This is a genomic window from Pseudomonas cimarronensis (assembly GCF_049331905.1).
In the GTDB taxonomy this organism is placed as follows: Bacteria; Pseudomonadota; Gammaproteobacteria; order Pseudomonadales; family Pseudomonadaceae; genus Aquipseudomonas.
In genome coordinates this window covers 3,574,761-3,588,596 of record NZ_CP186283.1, presented here as the reverse complement: position 1 = coordinate 3,588,596, position 13,836 = coordinate 3,574,761, and the positions used below count along the sequence as shown (strand labels likewise).

At 63.0% G+C, this 13,836-nt stretch carries 17 protein-coding genes; 15 read left to right on the top strand and 2 right to left on the bottom strand.

Annotated elements, in window-relative coordinates; all coding sequences use genetic code 11:
• Nucleotides 1-57 precede the first annotated feature (57 nt).
• The 7 genes from ACOCLD_RS16705 (at nucleotide 58) to ACOCLD_RS16675 (ending at nucleotide 5,310) form a co-directional block, all read left to right on the top strand.
• Nucleotides 58-510: a flavodoxin gene (locus ACOCLD_RS16705; RefSeq protein ID WP_311090968.1), complete on the top strand. Its 453-nt coding sequence runs from the start codon at nucleotides 58-60 to the stop codon at nucleotides 508-510.
• Complete coding sequence (locus ACOCLD_RS16700) at nucleotides 510-977, top strand: cupin domain-containing protein (RefSeq protein WP_233686312.1); 468 nt, start codon at nucleotides 510-512, stop codon at nucleotides 975-977. The genes ACOCLD_RS16705 and ACOCLD_RS16700 overlap by 1 nt, the downstream gene beginning before the upstream one ends.
• A gap of 99 nt (nucleotides 978-1,076) precedes the next feature.
• Nucleotides 1,077-1,859, top strand: coding sequence for a class II aldolase/adducin family protein (locus tag ACOCLD_RS16695; RefSeq protein WP_422909973.1), 783 nt, complete (start codon nucleotides 1,077-1,079; stop codon nucleotides 1,857-1,859).
• A complete protein-coding gene (locus ACOCLD_RS16690; protein WP_422909972.1) occupies nucleotides 1,856-2,740 on the top strand; it encodes an alpha/beta fold hydrolase in 885 nt (294 codons plus the stop codon). Before ACOCLD_RS16695 ends, ACOCLD_RS16690 begins: the two co-directional genes overlap by 4 nt.
• A complete protein-coding gene (locus ACOCLD_RS16685; RefSeq protein WP_422909971.1) occupies nucleotides 2,740-3,276 on the top strand; it encodes a DUF1569 domain-containing protein in 537 nt (178 codons plus the stop codon). Before ACOCLD_RS16690 ends, ACOCLD_RS16685 begins: the two co-directional genes overlap by 1 nt.
• A gap of 246 nt (nucleotides 3,277-3,522) precedes the next feature.
• On the top strand, nucleotides 3,523-4,434 hold the full coding sequence (locus ACOCLD_RS16680) for an SDR family oxidoreductase (RefSeq protein WP_422909970.1): 912 nt from the start codon (nucleotides 3,523-3,525) through the stop codon (nucleotides 4,432-4,434).
• Nucleotides 4,435-4,542: 108 nt separating this feature from the next.
• A complete protein-coding gene (locus ACOCLD_RS16675; protein WP_422909969.1) occupies nucleotides 4,543-5,310 on the top strand; it encodes a crotonase/enoyl-CoA hydratase family protein in 768 nt (255 codons plus the stop codon).
• Nucleotides 5,311-5,319: 9 nt separating this feature from the next.
• On the opposite strand, the gene ACOCLD_RS16670 is transcribed toward ACOCLD_RS16675, so the two are convergent.
• Nucleotides 5,320-6,858, bottom strand: a complete 1,539-nt coding sequence (locus ACOCLD_RS16670; RefSeq protein WP_422909968.1) for a sigma-54-dependent transcriptional regulator — start codon at nucleotides 6,856-6,858, stop codon at nucleotides 5,320-5,322.
• Between the two features lie 73 nt (nucleotides 6,859-6,931).
• Nucleotides 6,932-7,231: an I78 family peptidase inhibitor gene (locus tag ACOCLD_RS16665; RefSeq protein ID WP_422909967.1), complete on the bottom strand. Its 300-nt coding sequence runs from the start codon at nucleotides 7,229-7,231 to the stop codon at nucleotides 6,932-6,934.
• Nucleotides 7,232-7,391: 160 nt separating this feature from the next.
• On the opposite strand from ACOCLD_RS16665, the gene ACOCLD_RS16660 reads away from it, so the two are divergent.
• From ACOCLD_RS16660 to ACOCLD_RS16625, 8 genes are all read left to right on the top strand, one after another.
• A complete protein-coding gene (locus tag ACOCLD_RS16660; protein ID WP_160013534.1) occupies nucleotides 7,392-8,321 on the top strand; it encodes an ABC transporter ATP-binding protein in 930 nt (309 codons plus the stop codon).
• Complete coding sequence (locus ACOCLD_RS16655; RefSeq protein ID WP_257778785.1) at nucleotides 8,318-9,079, top strand: ABC transporter permease; 762 nt, start codon at nucleotides 8,318-8,320, stop codon at nucleotides 9,077-9,079. Before ACOCLD_RS16660 ends, ACOCLD_RS16655 begins: the two co-directional genes overlap by 4 nt.
• 151 nt (nucleotides 9,080-9,230) lie before the next feature.
• On the top strand, nucleotides 9,231-10,448 hold the full coding sequence (locus tag ACOCLD_RS16650; protein WP_422911828.1) for an RNA polymerase sigma factor: 1,218 nt from the start codon (nucleotides 9,231-9,233) through the stop codon (nucleotides 10,446-10,448).
• A 134-nt stretch (nucleotides 10,449-10,582) separates the two neighbouring features.
• Entirely contained in the window at nucleotides 10,583-10,927 is a 345-nt protein-coding gene (locus ACOCLD_RS16645) for a YciI family protein (protein WP_257778784.1), read from the top strand.
• A 28-nt stretch (nucleotides 10,928-10,955) separates the two neighbouring features.
• The gene (locus ACOCLD_RS16640) at nucleotides 10,956-11,384 is read left to right on the top strand and encodes a YybH family protein (protein WP_422909966.1); all 429 of its coding nucleotides are present in this window, start codon (nucleotides 10,956-10,958) and stop codon (nucleotides 11,382-11,384) included.
• Between the two features lie 173 nt (nucleotides 11,385-11,557).
• Complete coding sequence (locus tag ACOCLD_RS16635; RefSeq protein ID WP_422909965.1) at nucleotides 11,558-11,968, top strand: HPF/RaiA family ribosome-associated protein; 411 nt, start codon at nucleotides 11,558-11,560, stop codon at nucleotides 11,966-11,968.
• A 251-nt stretch (nucleotides 11,969-12,219) separates the two neighbouring features.
• Nucleotides 12,220-12,693, top strand: a complete 474-nt coding sequence (locus ACOCLD_RS16630; protein WP_422909964.1) for a hypothetical protein — start codon at nucleotides 12,220-12,222, stop codon at nucleotides 12,691-12,693.
• Nucleotides 12,694-12,822: 129 nt separating this feature from the next.
• Entirely contained in the window at nucleotides 12,823-13,674 is an 852-nt protein-coding gene (locus ACOCLD_RS16625; protein WP_422909963.1) for a CAP domain-containing protein, read from the top strand.
• Nucleotides 13,675-13,836: the final 162 nt, after the last annotated feature.

The following is a 13,836-nucleotide window of genomic DNA, read 5'->3' as shown; positions in this document are numbered from 1 at the left end:
TACTTGCGGCATAATGTCGGGCTTATCGATTTGGTTCTGACTGTTTCGGAGTTCTGCATGAAAATCGCCATTCTTTCCGGCTCGGTGTACGGCACCGCCGAGGAAGTTGCCCGCCACGCCGAGCGTCTGCTCAAGGCCGCCGGCCATGAGGCCTGGCACAACCCGCGCGCCAGCCTGGCGGATCTTCAGGCGTTTGCTCCTGAAGCTTTTCTGGCGGTGACCTCGACCACTGGCATGGGCGAATTGCCGGATAACCTGCAGCCGCTGTACTACGCCATCCGTGATCATCTGCCGGCCTGGAGTGGCTTGCCGGGCGGGGTGATTGCCCTCGGCGACTCCAGCTATGGCGATACCTTCTGTGGCGGCGGCGAGCTGGTGCGCGAGCTGTATGCCGAGTTGGGCATCCGCGAAGTGCAGCCGATGTTGCGCCTGGACAGCAGCGAAAGCGTGACCCCGGAAACCGACGCCGAGCCCTGGCTGGCGGACTTTATTACGGCGTTGCACGGCTGATGCACCCGCGCGCCCAGGAACTGATCAGCACGCTGCAACTGCAGGCGCACCCGGAAGGCGGTTATTACCGCCGTCTGTATGAGTCGTCAGCGCAGCTGGACGGTGGCCGTCTGTGCGGTACGGCGATCATCTTTCTGCTTCCCGCCGGCGCGGTAAGCCGCTGGCACCGGGTGGATGCCGACGAGCTTTGGCACTTCTATGAAGGTGCGCCGCTGGAGCTGCTGCTGGCCGAGCAGCCCGATGCGGTGCGCTGTGCGCGTCTTGGCCCGGTGGCCATTGGCCAACTGCCGCAGCGCCTGGTACCGGCACATGCCTGGCAGGCGGCGCGCAGCACCGGGGCGTTTACCCTGGTGGGCTGCACGGTAACGCCGGGTTTCGACTTTGCCGGCTTCCAGCTACTCAGTGATGACCTTGAGGCTCAGCGCGACTGGCCCATGCTCGCGCAGCTGCATCCCGAGCTGGTTTGACCTGCAAGGCCACCACGCTGGCCGCCAGAGCGACTCACCTTTGCGCCATCCCTCGCTAGACTCCTGGGCACTTCAATAACAAAAGCCGAGGAACTCATCATGACCGTTGCCCACGCACTGCCTGTTGTCAGCCTCAAGGATCAGGTCTCCGCCGCTGAATGGCAGACCCGGGTAGACCTGGCCGCCTGCTACCGATTGATCGCCCTGTATGGCTGGGATGATCTGATCTTCACCCACATCTCGGCGAAGATTCCCGGCACCGAAGAGTTTCTGATCAACCCCTACGGCCTGATGTTTCATGAGATCACTGCCTCCAGCCTGGTGAAGATCGACCTGACTGGCAAAAAGCTGATGGACAGTCCGTTCGACATCAACCCGGCCGGCTACACCATCCACAGCGCCGTGCACGAGGTGCGCCACGACGTGGCCTGTGTGCTGCACATCCATACCGCCGCTGGTATCGCCGTGTCGGCGCAGAAGCAGGGCCTGTTGCCGTTGTCGCAGCAGTCGCTGTTCGTCCTCGCCAGCCTGGCCTACCACGGCTATGAAGGCGTAGCGCTGAACCATGACGAGAAGGCGCGCTTGCAGGCGGATCTGGGTGAGAAGAACTTCATGATCCTGCCCAACCATGGCCTGCTCACCGCTTTCGGCAGCATCGCTGATGCCTTCCTCGGCATGTTCACCCTGCAGCGTGCCTGCGAGATTCAGGTGATGGCGCAGAGCGGCGGCACCGAGCTGATCCATATCCCGCAACAGATTCTCGATGGCGCCCGCGCGATGATTGCCGGTGTGATGAAAAGCCCGCAGGGCATGGGCGGCGCACTGCCGTGGCCAGCGCTGCTGCGCAAGCTGGATCAACAGATGCCGGGTTACGCAGCATGACGGCGCTGCCAGGGATTGCCCTGGCGGATTGGCGCAGCGCGGGCCAGGACTTCAGCTTTAACGGCCATGGCATCCGCTACTGGACGGCCGGGCAGGGCGAGCCACTGTTGCTGATTCACGGCTTTCCCACCGCCAGTTGGGATTGGCACTACCTGTGGGGCGCGCTGGCTGAGCGCTACCAGGTGATTGCCTGTGACATGCTCGGCTTTGGCGATTCGGCCAAGCCCCGTGGGCATGCCTACAGCCTGCTGGAACAGGCTGATCTGCAACAGGCGCTGCTGGCGCACCTGGGCGTGGACAAACCGCTGCATGTGCTGGCGCATGACTACGGCGACAGCGTGGCGCAAGAGTTGCTGGCACGGCATCAGGATGGACGTATAGCGCTTGCCAGCTGTGTGTTTCTCAATGGCGGGTTGTTTCCGGAAACCCATCATCCGGTGCTGGTGCAAAAGCTGCTGCTCAGCCCCATCGGCCCGCTGATCGGTCGGTTGTTCAACCGCCAGAAGCTTGCGCAGAGTTTTGCCAAGGTGTTCGGCCCGCAGACCCAGCCCAGTCAATCTGAGCTGGATGACTTCTGGAGCCTGATTGCCGCCAATAATGGCCCCGCGGTGATGCACCGCTTGATCCGCTACATGCCCGAGCGTCGGGCTAACCGCGAGCGTTGGGTGGCGGCGATGCAGGCCACCGCGGTGCCGATGCGGGTGATCGACGGTGCTGTCGACCCTATTTCCGGGGCGCATATGGTGGCGCGTTACCGTGAGCTGATTGCCAAACCGGACACTGTGCTGCTGGAGGGCATTGGTCATTATCCGCAGACCGAAGCGCCGGATCAGGTGCTGGCGCATTACCTGCAATTTCGTCAACGGCTGGAGGCCAAATGATGCAACGACGTACAGTCCTGAAAGGTGCCGCCCTCGGCGGTGTGGCCGTTCTCGGTGCCGGGTTCTGGGCGTTGCCCAGCGGCGATGCGCCAGCCGCCGTCAGCCTGGATGCGGCCCAGAAGCTGCTGGCCAGTTTGGTCGATCAGCCATTGCGCAGCCTCAAGGGCTGGAGCCCGGCAGAAGTGTTCAACCACTGCGCGCAGAGCATCGAGTATTCCATCAGCGGTTACCCCGAACTCAAGCCAGGTTGGTTTCGCAGCAGCGTCGGCCCCTTGGCGTTCAGCGTCTTTGCCGCGCGTGGGGCCATGCGACATCCGCTGGATGAGGCCATTCCCGGTGCCGCTGCGCTGAATGTGCCAGCCACCCAGGCTCAGGCGTTGCAGCGTTTGCAGCAGGCGTTTGCCGACTTCGCCGCGTATCAGGGTGAGTTACAGCCGCATTTTGCCTATGGCGCGTTAAGCCATGCCGATTACGCCCAGGCCCATGTGTTGCATCTGTATAACCATCTCACGCTGATCCGTCTTGCAGATAGTTGAAAAACTACCTGCGTTGTCAATCCTGCGTTAAAAACGGCCTCGGAATGCTCATTTACAGCTCGTAAACTCCGCTTCCTCGGCCGTTTTTGCCTTGTCTTGCCTGCCTCGCCTACGTTTTTCAGCCTTTTGCTTAGCCTAACTATCCCGCTGCTTTATTGCGCACCATTCAGCGCAACTTGTATCTATTGTGACCGGAGCGCGCCTGCTGGACACTCGGCGCATTGTTAATCTGCCGAGGAATGCTGCATGAGCGACGCCATCCGTTTTCAAGATCAGGTTGTAATCGTCACCGGGGCTGGCGGCGGCCTGGGCCGTGCCCATGCGCTGCTGTTTGCCAAACACGGCGCCAAGGTGGTGGTCAACGATCTGGGCGGCAGCACTCACGGTGAGGGCGCCAATGCCTCGGCGGCAGACAAGGTGGTCGAGGAAATCCGCGCCGCGGGCGGCACCGCCGTGGCCAACCATGACTCGGTGACCGACGGCGAAAAGATCGTGCAGTGCGCCCTCGATAACTTTGGCCGTATCGATGTGGTGGTGAACAACGCCGGCATCTTGCGTGACAAGACCTTCCACAAGATGGAAGACGCCGACTGGGACCTGGTTTACAAAGTCCACGTCGAAGGCGCCTACAAGGTTACCCGCGCCGCCTGGCCGCACATGCGTGAGCAGGGTTATGGCCGGGTGATCTTCACCGCATCCACCTCGGGCATCTACGGCAACTTCGGCCAGTCCAACTACGGCATGGCCAAGCTCGGCTTGTACGGTCTGACCCGCACCCTGGCCCTCGAAGGGCGCAAGAACAACATCCTGGTCAACGCCATCGCGCCGACTGGCGGCACGCGCATGACCGAAGGCCTGATTCCGCCGCAGGTGTTCGAGCAACTCAAGCCTGAGCTGGTCAGCCCGCTGGTGGTGTACCTGGCGAGCAATGCCTGTGAAGAAACCTCCGGCCTGTTCGAAGTCGGCGGCGGCTGGATGGGCAAAGTGCGTTGGGAACGCAGCCTGGGTGCTGGCTTCGATCCGCGCGAAGGCTACAGCCCGGAAGATGTGGCAGCCAACTTCGCGCAGATCTGCGACTTCGAGGGCGCCGCCCATCCGAAGGACAACATCGAAGCGATGAAAGAGATGATGGCCAACCTGCAGAAGTTCGCCCTCTGATTGCGCCACTCTGGCGGGGAGATCGGTCAGCAGGCTGATTTCCACCGCGCAGGGCTTTAAGGTGAAGGCCGGCTAAATGCCGGCCTTCGGCTTTTTTGGGAGCAGGTTATGCGCGTCATCATCGAAAAGAACGGCCCGGTCACTACCCTGATCATCAACCGCGCCGAGGTGCGCAACGCGGTTGATCGGCCGACGGCTGAGGCGCTGACCGCTGCCTTGCGTGCGTTTGAAGCCGACGATCAGGCGCGGGTGGCGGTCTTGACCGGCGCGGGTGGGACTTTCTGCGCCGGTGCTGATCTGGGCGCGTTTGCCGAATGTGTTGAGCGCACCAATCGCCTGGAAACCGAGGGTGACGGGCCGATGGGGCCGAGTCGCATGCAGCTGAGCAAACCACTGATCGCCGCTATTGAAGGTCACGCGGTAGCCGGCGGGCTGGAGCTGGCGCTGCTCGCCGACCTGCGGGTGATGGCCGATAACGCCGTGCTTGGGGTGTTCTGCCGACGCTTTGGCGTGCCGCTGATTGATGGCGGCACCGTGCGTTTGCCACGAATTATCGGCCAGGGTCGCGCGCTGGATCTGATTCTCACCGGTCGTCCGGTGTTGGCCGAGGAGGCGCTGAGCATGGGCCTGGTCAATCGGGTGGTCGCTGCCGGCAGCGCGTTGGCCGCCGCCCTGCAACTGGCGCTGGAAATTGCCGGCTTTCCGCAGCGCTGCATGCTCGCCGATCGCGCCAGTGCCTACGCGCAGTGGAACCTGCCGTTTGTCCAGGCCATGGCCAATGAGTTTGCCGGCGGCATGGCGGTGATCGCCAGTGGCGAAACCCTGGCCGGCGCGCAGCGCTTCAAGGCGGGTACGGGGCGGCACGGCACATTCTGAACCGCGTGTTTACGGCTTGCCCGGAATCCCGTATTTGCGCAGGCGCATGGCAATTGCGCTGTGCGAGGTGCTCAGGCGAGTTGCCAGTTGTCGAGTTGAAGGGTGGCTGGGGTAGAGCTTTTCCAGCAGATTCTTTTCGAACTCGGCCACGGCGGCTTCCAGGCTGCTGACTTCGCCCTCGGCCTGCTGCGCGGCCACGGCAGTGCCGGCAATATCCAGATCACCGATCTGCACCTGATTGCTTTCGCAGATGGCGGCAGCGCGAAAGATCACGTTCTGCAACTGGCGCACATTGCCCGGCCAGCGGTTGCCCAGCAGCGCCGGGTAGGTGTCCGGCGTCAGGCGGCAGGGTAGGCGCTGGATCTGTGCACAGGCCTGCTGCATAAAGTGCCGCGCCAGCAGCAGGATGTCCTGGCCGCGCTCGCGCAGCGGCGGCACTTCCAGCTTGAGCACGTTGAGGCGGTAGAACAGGTCCTCGCGGAATGCACCCTCGGCCACCATCTGCTCCAGGTCACGGTGGGTGGCGCTGAGGATGCGCACATTGACCCGTACCTCGCTCTGCCCGCCAACCCGGCGGAAGCTGCCGTCGCTGAGGAAGCGCAGCAGCTTGGCTTGGAGATACGGCGACATTTCACCGATTTCATCGAGAAACACCGTGCCCTGGTTGGCCAGCTCCAGCAGCCCCGGCTTGCCGCCGCGCTGGGCCCCGGTAAAGGCGCCAGGGGCATAGCCGAACAGCTCGCTTTCAGCGAGGTTTTCCGGCAATGCCGCACAGTTCAGTGCCAGAAACGGCGCGGTGCGTCGCGTGCTGATGGCATGACAGGCGCGCGCCACCAGTTCCTTGCCGGTGCCGGTTTCGCCCTGGATCAGCAGCGGCGCATCCAGAGTGGCCACGCGCTGGGCGCGGCTTTTCAGATTGCGGATCGGCGCGGAATCACCCAGTAGCGAATCAAAGCCTTCGGCGTGATCGTGGTGCAGCGCCGCCAGGCGCTCGCCGATGCGGTTCGGTGCATACAGGCTGAGCAGGCCGCCGGCCAGCTGCCGCGCACCGCCGTCGACGCCTTCGGTGATCGGCTGGGCGTCCAGCAGCAGGGCCTGGCCCTTGAGCGTGACCTCGCGCATCGGCAGGCGGAAACCCTGCTGCAACAGCTCGATTTGCAATTGCGGGTCGGCGAACAACTCGCCAATGCTCAGGCCATCCGGTTGTTGGCCGCACAGCTCGATCAGCGCCGGGTTGGCCAGCAATACGCGGCCCTGGCTGTCGAGTGCCAACACCGGGTCGGTCATGGCGGCGAGCAGGGCATCGAGTTGCAGGTGGCGGCGCTGGCCGGGGAGGATGTCGACGATGGTCACCGTCTGCACGCCGCGCACCTTGAACAGCGCCTCGCGCAGCTCGTCGAGCACCTCGGGGCTCAGGGTCGGTGCGTCGATATAGACGTTCGGCGGCACCATCTCCACCGCATCCAGGTTGAGATTGCGTCCACCGAGCAGCGCCAGCACTTCCTGGGTGATGCCAACGCGGTCGATAAAGCTGACGTGAATACGCATGGAACAGGCGGCCGACTGATTTACAGGTGCGCCAGTATGCCCGGTCTGTGGGGCTTAGTTAACCGAGGGGCGTTCAACCGCAGGTCAGGCGGATGATCACTTCGCTTTCATCGATATCGATATTCAGGCGCTGCGGGTTGTAATCCATGGTCGCGGCGTCGCCGGGGGCGAGCACACGCAGGGTTTTGGCGTTGGCCTGCTGTTGCACCTGCTCGATCAGCTCGCTGCTGGCGGTCTGACCGAGTGCGCCGTGAACCTGCTCGACATCGCAGTCGCCGCTGATTTCGGCTGCTTGCTGGGCGGGCGGCTGTGAGCTGCAACCGGCCAGCAGGGCCAGCAGGCTGAGGCTGGTGAGGGCGTGACGAAGAGCCATGATCTATTTCCTTGTCTGCATAAAACTCGGGTCAGCCTAGCAGTCGCATCCGTTGTAGCTCAACGTCGGGCTGGTCAATCAGTCAGGTTACTGCATCAGCATTTCCGCAAGCCCGGCCAACTTCCCTACAATTGCGCTTTTCCCCAGAGCAGGAGGTTCTGTGCAAGCGGTGATCTCGATTCAACAGCTGAGCAAGACCTACGCCAGTGGCCACCCGGCCCTGCAGGACATCAACCTGGATATTCGCCCCGGCGAAATCTTTGCCTTACTCGGCCCCAACGGCGCGGGCAAGACCACGCTGATCAGCATCATCTGCGGCATCGTCAACCCAGGTGGCGGGCGGGTGCTGGTGGGCGGCAAGGACATCATCAAGGACTACCGCGCCTCACGTTCGCAAATCGGCCTGGTGCCGCAGGAGCTGGTCAGTGACGTGTTCGAAACCGTCTGGGCGACGGTGAAATTCAGCCGTGGTCTGTTCGGCAAAAAGCCCGATCCGGCCTATCTGGAGCAACTGCTCAAAGACCTGTCGCTGTGGGAAAAGCGCGACGCGAAGATTTTCGAGCTGTCCGGCGGCATGAAGCGCCGCGTGATGATCGCCAAGGCGCTGAGCCACGAGCCGCAAATCCTGTTTCTTGACGAACCCACCGCCGGCGTTGACGTCGAACTGCGCCGCGATATGTGGAACATGGTGCGCCGTCTGCGTGAGCGCGGCGTGACCATCATCCTCACCACCCACTACATCGAAGAGGCCGAGGAAATGGCCGACCGCATCGGGGTGATCAGCAAGGGCCGGATCATTCTGGTGGAAGACAAGCAGGCGCTGATGCACAAGCTCGGCAAGAAACAGCTGACGCTGCAGCTGCAACAGCCCCTGGCGAGCATCCCCGCCGAGCTGGCGCGTTACCCGCTGGAGCTGAACGACGAGGGCCGCGCGCTGGTGTTTACCTTCGACACCCAGAGCGAGCACACCGGCATCGCCGAGCTGCTCAAGGACCTGGCCCAGCACGGCATCGACTTCAAGGATCTGCAGTCCAGCCAGAGTTCGTTGGAAGAGATTTTTGTCGAATTGGTAAAAGGGACACGTGCATGAATCTGTATGCCATCAAGGCCATCTACCTGTTCGAACTGGCGCGCACCTGGCGCACCCTGCTGCAGAGCATCGCCACCCCGGTGATCAGTACCTCGCTGTATTTCGTGGTGTTCGGTTCGGCCATCGGCTCGAGCATGACCCAGGTGCAGGGCGTCAGTTATGGCGCGTTTATCGTGCCGGGGCTGATCATGCTGGCGCTGCTCACCGAGAGTATTTCCAACGCCTCGTTCGGCATCTACATGCCCAAGTATTCGGGGAGCATCTACGAGCTGCTGTCGGCACCGGTGTCCTACCTGGAAATCCTCATCGGCTATGTCGGTGCGGCTGCCACCAAGTCGATCATTCTCGGCCTGGTGATCCTGATTACCGCGCGGCTGTTCGTCGATTTCGAGATTCTCCACCCGCTGTGGATGCTGGCGTTTCTGGTGCTCACCGCGCTGACCTTCAGCCTGTTCGGTTTCATCATCGGCGTGTGGGCCGATGGCTGGGAGAAGTTGCAGGTGGTGCCGGCCTTGATCGTCACGCCGCTGACCTTCCTCGGCGGGGCCTTTTACTCGATCAGCATGCTGCCGCCAGCCTGGCAGACGGTGACCCTGTTCAACCCGGTGGTGTACCTGATCAGCGCGTTCCGCTGGAGCTTCTACGGCGTGTCCGACGTCAATGTCGGCTTGAGCCTGGCAATGATTCTCGGCTTTCTGCTGCTGTGCATCCTGGCGGTGGGCTTTATCTTCAAAACCGGTTATCGGTTGAAAAGCTGAAGTGCGCTTGATGCGTTAGTGTGGGAGCGGTCTAGTCGTGTGGTAGCCCGGATGAAATCCGGGACCATGCGACAAGCCGTCCCCGGATTGTATCCGGGCTACGGTTCAGCCTGTCGCGGGAGGATGAGTGGACAAGGATCAGTCAACTGCATTGCAAGCCCAGCTGGCGCAGCTCTACCGCGATGAATCGCGCCGCGTGCTGGCCACTCTGATCCGTCTGTTGGGCGATTTCGACCTGGCCGAGGAGGCGCTGCACGAAGCCTTTCGCGCGGCCATGGAGCAATGGCCGCAGAGCGGCGTGCCGGCCAATCCACGGGCCTGGCTGGTGTCGGCGGGGCGCTTCAAGGCCATCGATAACTTGCGCCGGCAGCGGCGTTTTCAGCCGTTGGATGAGCACGTTGAGTGGGCCGCTGATGCGCCGCTGGACGAGGGCGAGCTGCTGGAAGACGACCGCCTGCGGCTGATCTTCACCTGCTGCCATCCGGCGCTGGCCAGCGATGCCCAGGTGGCCCTGACCCTGCGTGAAGTCTGTGATCTGGGCACCGAGGACATCGCCCGCGCCTTTCTCACCACGCCCGCCACCCTGGCGCAGCGTATCGTGCGCGCCAAGTCGAAGATTCGCGATGCGCGCATCCCCTATGAAGTGCCCGGCCGCAGCGAGCTGCCCGAGCGGCTGGATGATGTGCTGCGGGTGATTTACCTGGTGTTCAACGAAGGCTATTTCGCCAGTTCGGGCGATTCGCTGACCCGCGCGGACCTATCCGATGAAGCCATCCGCCTGGCGCGTCTGCTGCTGGAACTGCTGCCCGAGCCGGAAGTGCAGGGCCTGCTGGCGTTGATGCTGCTGCACGAGTCGCGGCGCAGTGCACGCAGTTCGGCCAGCGGCGCAGTGGTGCTACTGGAGCAGCAGGATCGCCGCCAGTGGGACCGTGCGCTGATCGCCGAAGGCGACGCTTTGGTGCTGCAGGCACTGCATTCGCGGCGCTTCGGTGCCTACACCCTGCAAGCGGCGATCGCCGCCGTACATGCCGAAGCTGCCAGTGCCGAGCAGACCGACTGGGCACAGATCGTCGGGCTCTACGATGCCTTGCTGCGCCTGAATCCCTCGCCGGTAATCGAGCTCAACCGCGCCGTAGCGGTGGCCATGCATGAAGGCCCCGAGGCGGGCTTGGTTCTGATCGACGCGCTGCTGGCCAGCGGTGAACTGGCCGACTACCACCTGGCTCATGCCGCCCGCGCCGATCTCAATCGCCGCCTGGGTCGTGTGCAGCCTGCACGCGAGGCCTATCAGCGGGCGCTCAACCTGGTCCAGCAGGGCGCGGATAGGCAGTTTCTGCAGATGCGCCTGGACGAGTTGCCGGCCGGCTAATCCCGCATTCGCCTGGCGGATAAGCGCAGCTTGGCTACCGTTGGTCGGGCCTGAAAATATTTTGGACGGCGCTGTCGATTCAGCGCCGCGCCGATCGATTAGTCAGTAACCGCGCCGCATCCCCGGAGAACGCCATGAAATACCTGTGCCTGGTCTACAGCAACGAGCATGCGCTGCATCACTCTCCCGACAGCCCACGTGACGAGGAATGTTTCGCCTACGCCGAGTCGGTGGCGCAGAGCGGCCGCATGCTGGCTGCCGAGGCGCTGGAATCGGTGCAGACCGCCACCACCGTGCGCATGCGCGGCGGCAAGCTGTCGATCACCGACGGCCCGTTTGCCGAAACCAAGGAGCAGCTGGCGGGTTTCTATCTGGTCGAAGCCCGCGACCTCAACGAGGCCATCCAGCTGGCTGGGCATATTCCGGCGGCGCGGGTTGGCTGCGTGGAAGTGCGCCCGGTGCGCGAGCTACAGGTTTGACCCCACCACGAGAGCAAGGAGTGTCGAAATGAGCAGCACACAAGCACAGATTCAACAGCAACTGGACTCCTGGGCTGCCGCCTGCCGCAGCAAGGATGTCAGCCAGATCATGCGTCACTACGCCGAGGATGTGGTGGCCTACGATGCCATTGGCCCGCTGCGTTTTGTTGGCCGTGCGGCCTATCAGGCGCACTGGCAGGCCTGCATGGACATGTGCCCCGGCCAGGCCCTGTTCGAGCTGCATCAGCCAAGCTTTCTGCTCGGTTGTGAGCTGGCCGTGGTGCACTACCTGTTCCACTGCGGCGGCACCGATGACAAGGGCGAAATGCACAGCAGCTGGATGCGTGTAACCCAGTGTTTCCGCCAGCAAGGCGGGCAGTGGCTGATCGCTCACGAGCATTTCTCCATGCCCGGCGACATGGAAAGTGGAAAGATTTTGTTTGATTTGCAGCCGTAGTTCGCCAACGCACGGGGCACAAGGGCTGCAGCCGATTAGCGGCTGCCGCGCGGTAGATTTGTGGCTACGACCAACGTCTTAGGGCTTGCCTAAAGGGGGGCTTAGTGGCGTAGGCTGGAGTCGTCGCCTTACCTGGCGACGCTATTCGCGAACAGTTGAAGAAGGAAAGCTTTATGCAAATCCAAGTTCACAGCGATAACCACATCGAAGGCAGCGCACGGCTGGTGGAGTGGGTGAGTGCCAGTGTTGCCAGCAAGCTGGAACGCTTCGACGACGAACTGACCCGTATCGTCGTCCACCTGCATGACGACAACGGCGCCAAAGCCGGTGCGCACGACAAACGCTGCCAGATCGAAGCACGGCCAAAAGGCCTGCAACCTATTTCCGTCACCCACAAGGCCGAGTCACTGGAACAGGCCATCGACGGCTCCATCGAAAAACTGCACCACGCCCTTGAGCATCAGTTCGGCAAACTGCGCAGCAAACGCGCCACGCCGCTGCATACCAATCAGGCCGCTGAACTGGGCCAGGATGCACTGCTGGAAGAGGATTTCCTCGCCGAGGAACGCCTGCGCGCGGTCTGACAATTTACGGGCCGGCGGTTGACCGGCGGCCCATCCACCCCTTGCTCGCGCCCCCGCAGGTTTCTGCGGGGGCGCTGTCGTTTCAGGGCGCTGGAATGCTGTAGCCAGTGGCGGCAAGCGCCTGCCCGAGGCGGCAAGATGATTCCGCTTGCTGCCGGTTAAGCGGGCCGGAAGGCCGGTTTTACTGGGCTGTAGAGCGCTGGCCCATATCCTGCACTGCCCTGGCCAACTGACAGTTGCAGGGATTCGCCATGACCAGTATTTCCAACAACTCGCCGCTGGCGAGCTACTTCAGCAACACCGCCAAACCCAGCACGGCTGGTGCAGCGGGCAGTGGCAGCAGTACGGATAAACCGAGCGCCAGCGCCGCAGACCCGCTTGCGGAAATCCGCCGTTTTGCCAGCGGCATGGTGGCTCATAGCCGCGGCGGCCTGCTGCGCGCGATGCAGGCCGAGAGCAGCGGTGCCAGCAGCGCGATTGCCAGTGACCGCTTCCGCCCGGCCGCCGAGCAGGACAGTGGCAACTCGATGATTACCCTGCCCGATGTTGCGACGATGGACCGCGATGATTCAGCCAAGCTGCTGGCACAGATCAACAAATTGGTTGAGTCCGGTATGGATAAAACCGGCACCTTTGTCGGTTACAACGGCGACAAGCAGACCGACTCGCTGGTGACTTACCGTGACTGGCTGCAGGCCAGGGGCGGCGTCAGCATTTACGTTTAAGCGTTCTGCCGCCGATTTCTCCAGCCGGGCTGCCTGCGCATTGGGCTGGTTTCAGCGCGCGAGGTGCGCCAAGATCAGCCGATCACAGTTGTGGGTACGCCGCATAGGCATGCTCAGGTCGGGGGATTTATGGCTAGCAAGGGGTTTGTTCGGGCGTTCGCTGCCCTGGGGTTGGCGCTGGCGTGCACTGCAGGTGCGCAGGCTGCCGAGGATGCGCAACTGGTCGGCTTGATCAACAGCTACCGCAGCGAAGTGCAGCGCTGTGGCGATCAGGCTTCCGCCGAGTTGCCGCCGTTGACCGCTGATCCGCGCCTGGTGCAACCGGTGGGGCGCTCGGGGGATTTGCAGCAGGCGATGAGTGCGGCGGGCTACCCGATGGTCAATGTGCAGGCCATCAGCCTGTCCGGCCCGCGTGATGCGGCGGCGGCGCTGAAAGTGCTGCAGGAGAGCTTCTGCAAGATCGTGCTGGACCCGCAGTTTGTCGATATCGGCGTCAAGCAGCAGGACCGTGAGTGGCGCATTCTGCTGGCCCGGCCGCTGCTGGCGGCGCGCCTGGGTGACTGGCAGGCGGAAGGGCAGAAGTTGCTCGAACAACTCAACCTTGCCCGCGGCACAGCGCGTCAGTGCGGCAGCCAGGCCTTTGCCGCCGCCGCGCCGCTGGTGTGGAATGCCACCCTGGGTAGCACCGCCGAAGTCCACAGCCGGGCCATGGCCAACGGCAACTTCTTCGATCACCAAGACCCTGACGGGCGCACCCCCGGTGACCGCGCAGAGCTGGCCGGTTACAGCGGCCAGCGTGTCGGTGAAAACATTGCTGCCGGGCTGGATAGCAGCAGCAAGGTGCTCGCCGGCTGGCTGGCCAGCCCTGGCCACTGCGCCAATCTGATGAACCCGCACTTCAGTGAACTGGGCGCCGCCTACGCCAACGATCCCAAGAGCGACGCGGGGATTTATTGGACGGCGCTGTTTGGCGCGCCGTAAGCAGGCTGTTGCCCTGGCCTGTCTGTAAGCGCGGCCTTGGCTGCGAAGGCGCTGATCGCGGACAGGTCCGCTCCTATATGGCCTTTGTGTGAGCCATTAGGCGAGGCAGCCTGACGACCGCGTGGGTTGGGGAGCTTCGTGCATTTGCTGTTCAAGCTCCCG

What these genes read in the sequence shown, in the direction of transcription:
- ACOCLD_RS16630 (WP_422909964.1), top strand. Translation starts at nt 12,220, where the DNA reads ATGACCAGTATTTCCAACAACTCGCCGCTGGCGAGCTACTTCAGCAAC.
- ACOCLD_RS16655 (WP_257778785.1), top strand. Translation starts at nt 8,318, where the DNA reads ATGAATCTGTATGCCATCAAGGCCATCTACCTGTTCGAACTGGCGCGC.
- ACOCLD_RS16640 (WP_422909966.1), top strand. Translation starts at nt 10,956, where the DNA reads ATGAGCAGCACACAAGCACAGATTCAACAGCAACTGGACTCCTGGGCT.
- ACOCLD_RS16680 (WP_422909970.1), top strand. Translation starts at nt 3,523, where the DNA reads ATGAGCGACGCCATCCGTTTTCAAGATCAGGTTGTAATCGTCACCGGG.
- ACOCLD_RS16700 (WP_233686312.1), top strand. Translation starts at nt 510, where the DNA reads ATGCACCCGCGCGCCCAGGAACTGATCAGCACGCTGCAACTGCAGGCG.
- ACOCLD_RS16670 (WP_422909968.1), bottom strand. Translation starts at nt 6,858, where the DNA reads ATGCGTATTCACGTCAGCTTTATCGACCGCGTTGGCATCACCCAGGAA.
- ACOCLD_RS16625 (WP_422909963.1), top strand. Translation starts at nt 12,823, where the DNA reads ATGGCTAGCAAGGGGTTTGTTCGGGCGTTCGCTGCCCTGGGGTTGGCG.
- ACOCLD_RS16675 (WP_422909969.1), top strand. Translation starts at nt 4,543, where the DNA reads ATGCGCGTCATCATCGAAAAGAACGGCCCGGTCACTACCCTGATCATC.
- ACOCLD_RS16665 (WP_422909967.1), bottom strand. Translation starts at nt 7,231, where the DNA reads ATGGCTCTTCGTCACGCCCTCACCAGCCTCAGCCTGCTGGCCCTGCTG.
- ACOCLD_RS16635 (WP_422909965.1), top strand. Translation starts at nt 11,558, where the DNA reads ATGCAAATCCAAGTTCACAGCGATAACCACATCGAAGGCAGCGCACGG.
- ACOCLD_RS16705 (WP_311090968.1), top strand. Translation starts at nt 58, where the DNA reads ATGAAAATCGCCATTCTTTCCGGCTCGGTGTACGGCACCGCCGAGGAA.
- ACOCLD_RS16685 (WP_422909971.1), top strand. Translation starts at nt 2,740, where the DNA reads ATGCAACGACGTACAGTCCTGAAAGGTGCCGCCCTCGGCGGTGTGGCC.
- ACOCLD_RS16690 (WP_422909972.1), top strand. Translation starts at nt 1,856, where the DNA reads ATGACGGCGCTGCCAGGGATTGCCCTGGCGGATTGGCGCAGCGCGGGC.
- ACOCLD_RS16695 (WP_422909973.1), top strand. Translation starts at nt 1,077, where the DNA reads ATGACCGTTGCCCACGCACTGCCTGTTGTCAGCCTCAAGGATCAGGTC.
- ACOCLD_RS16645 (WP_257778784.1), top strand. Translation starts at nt 10,583, where the DNA reads ATGAAATACCTGTGCCTGGTCTACAGCAACGAGCATGCGCTGCATCAC.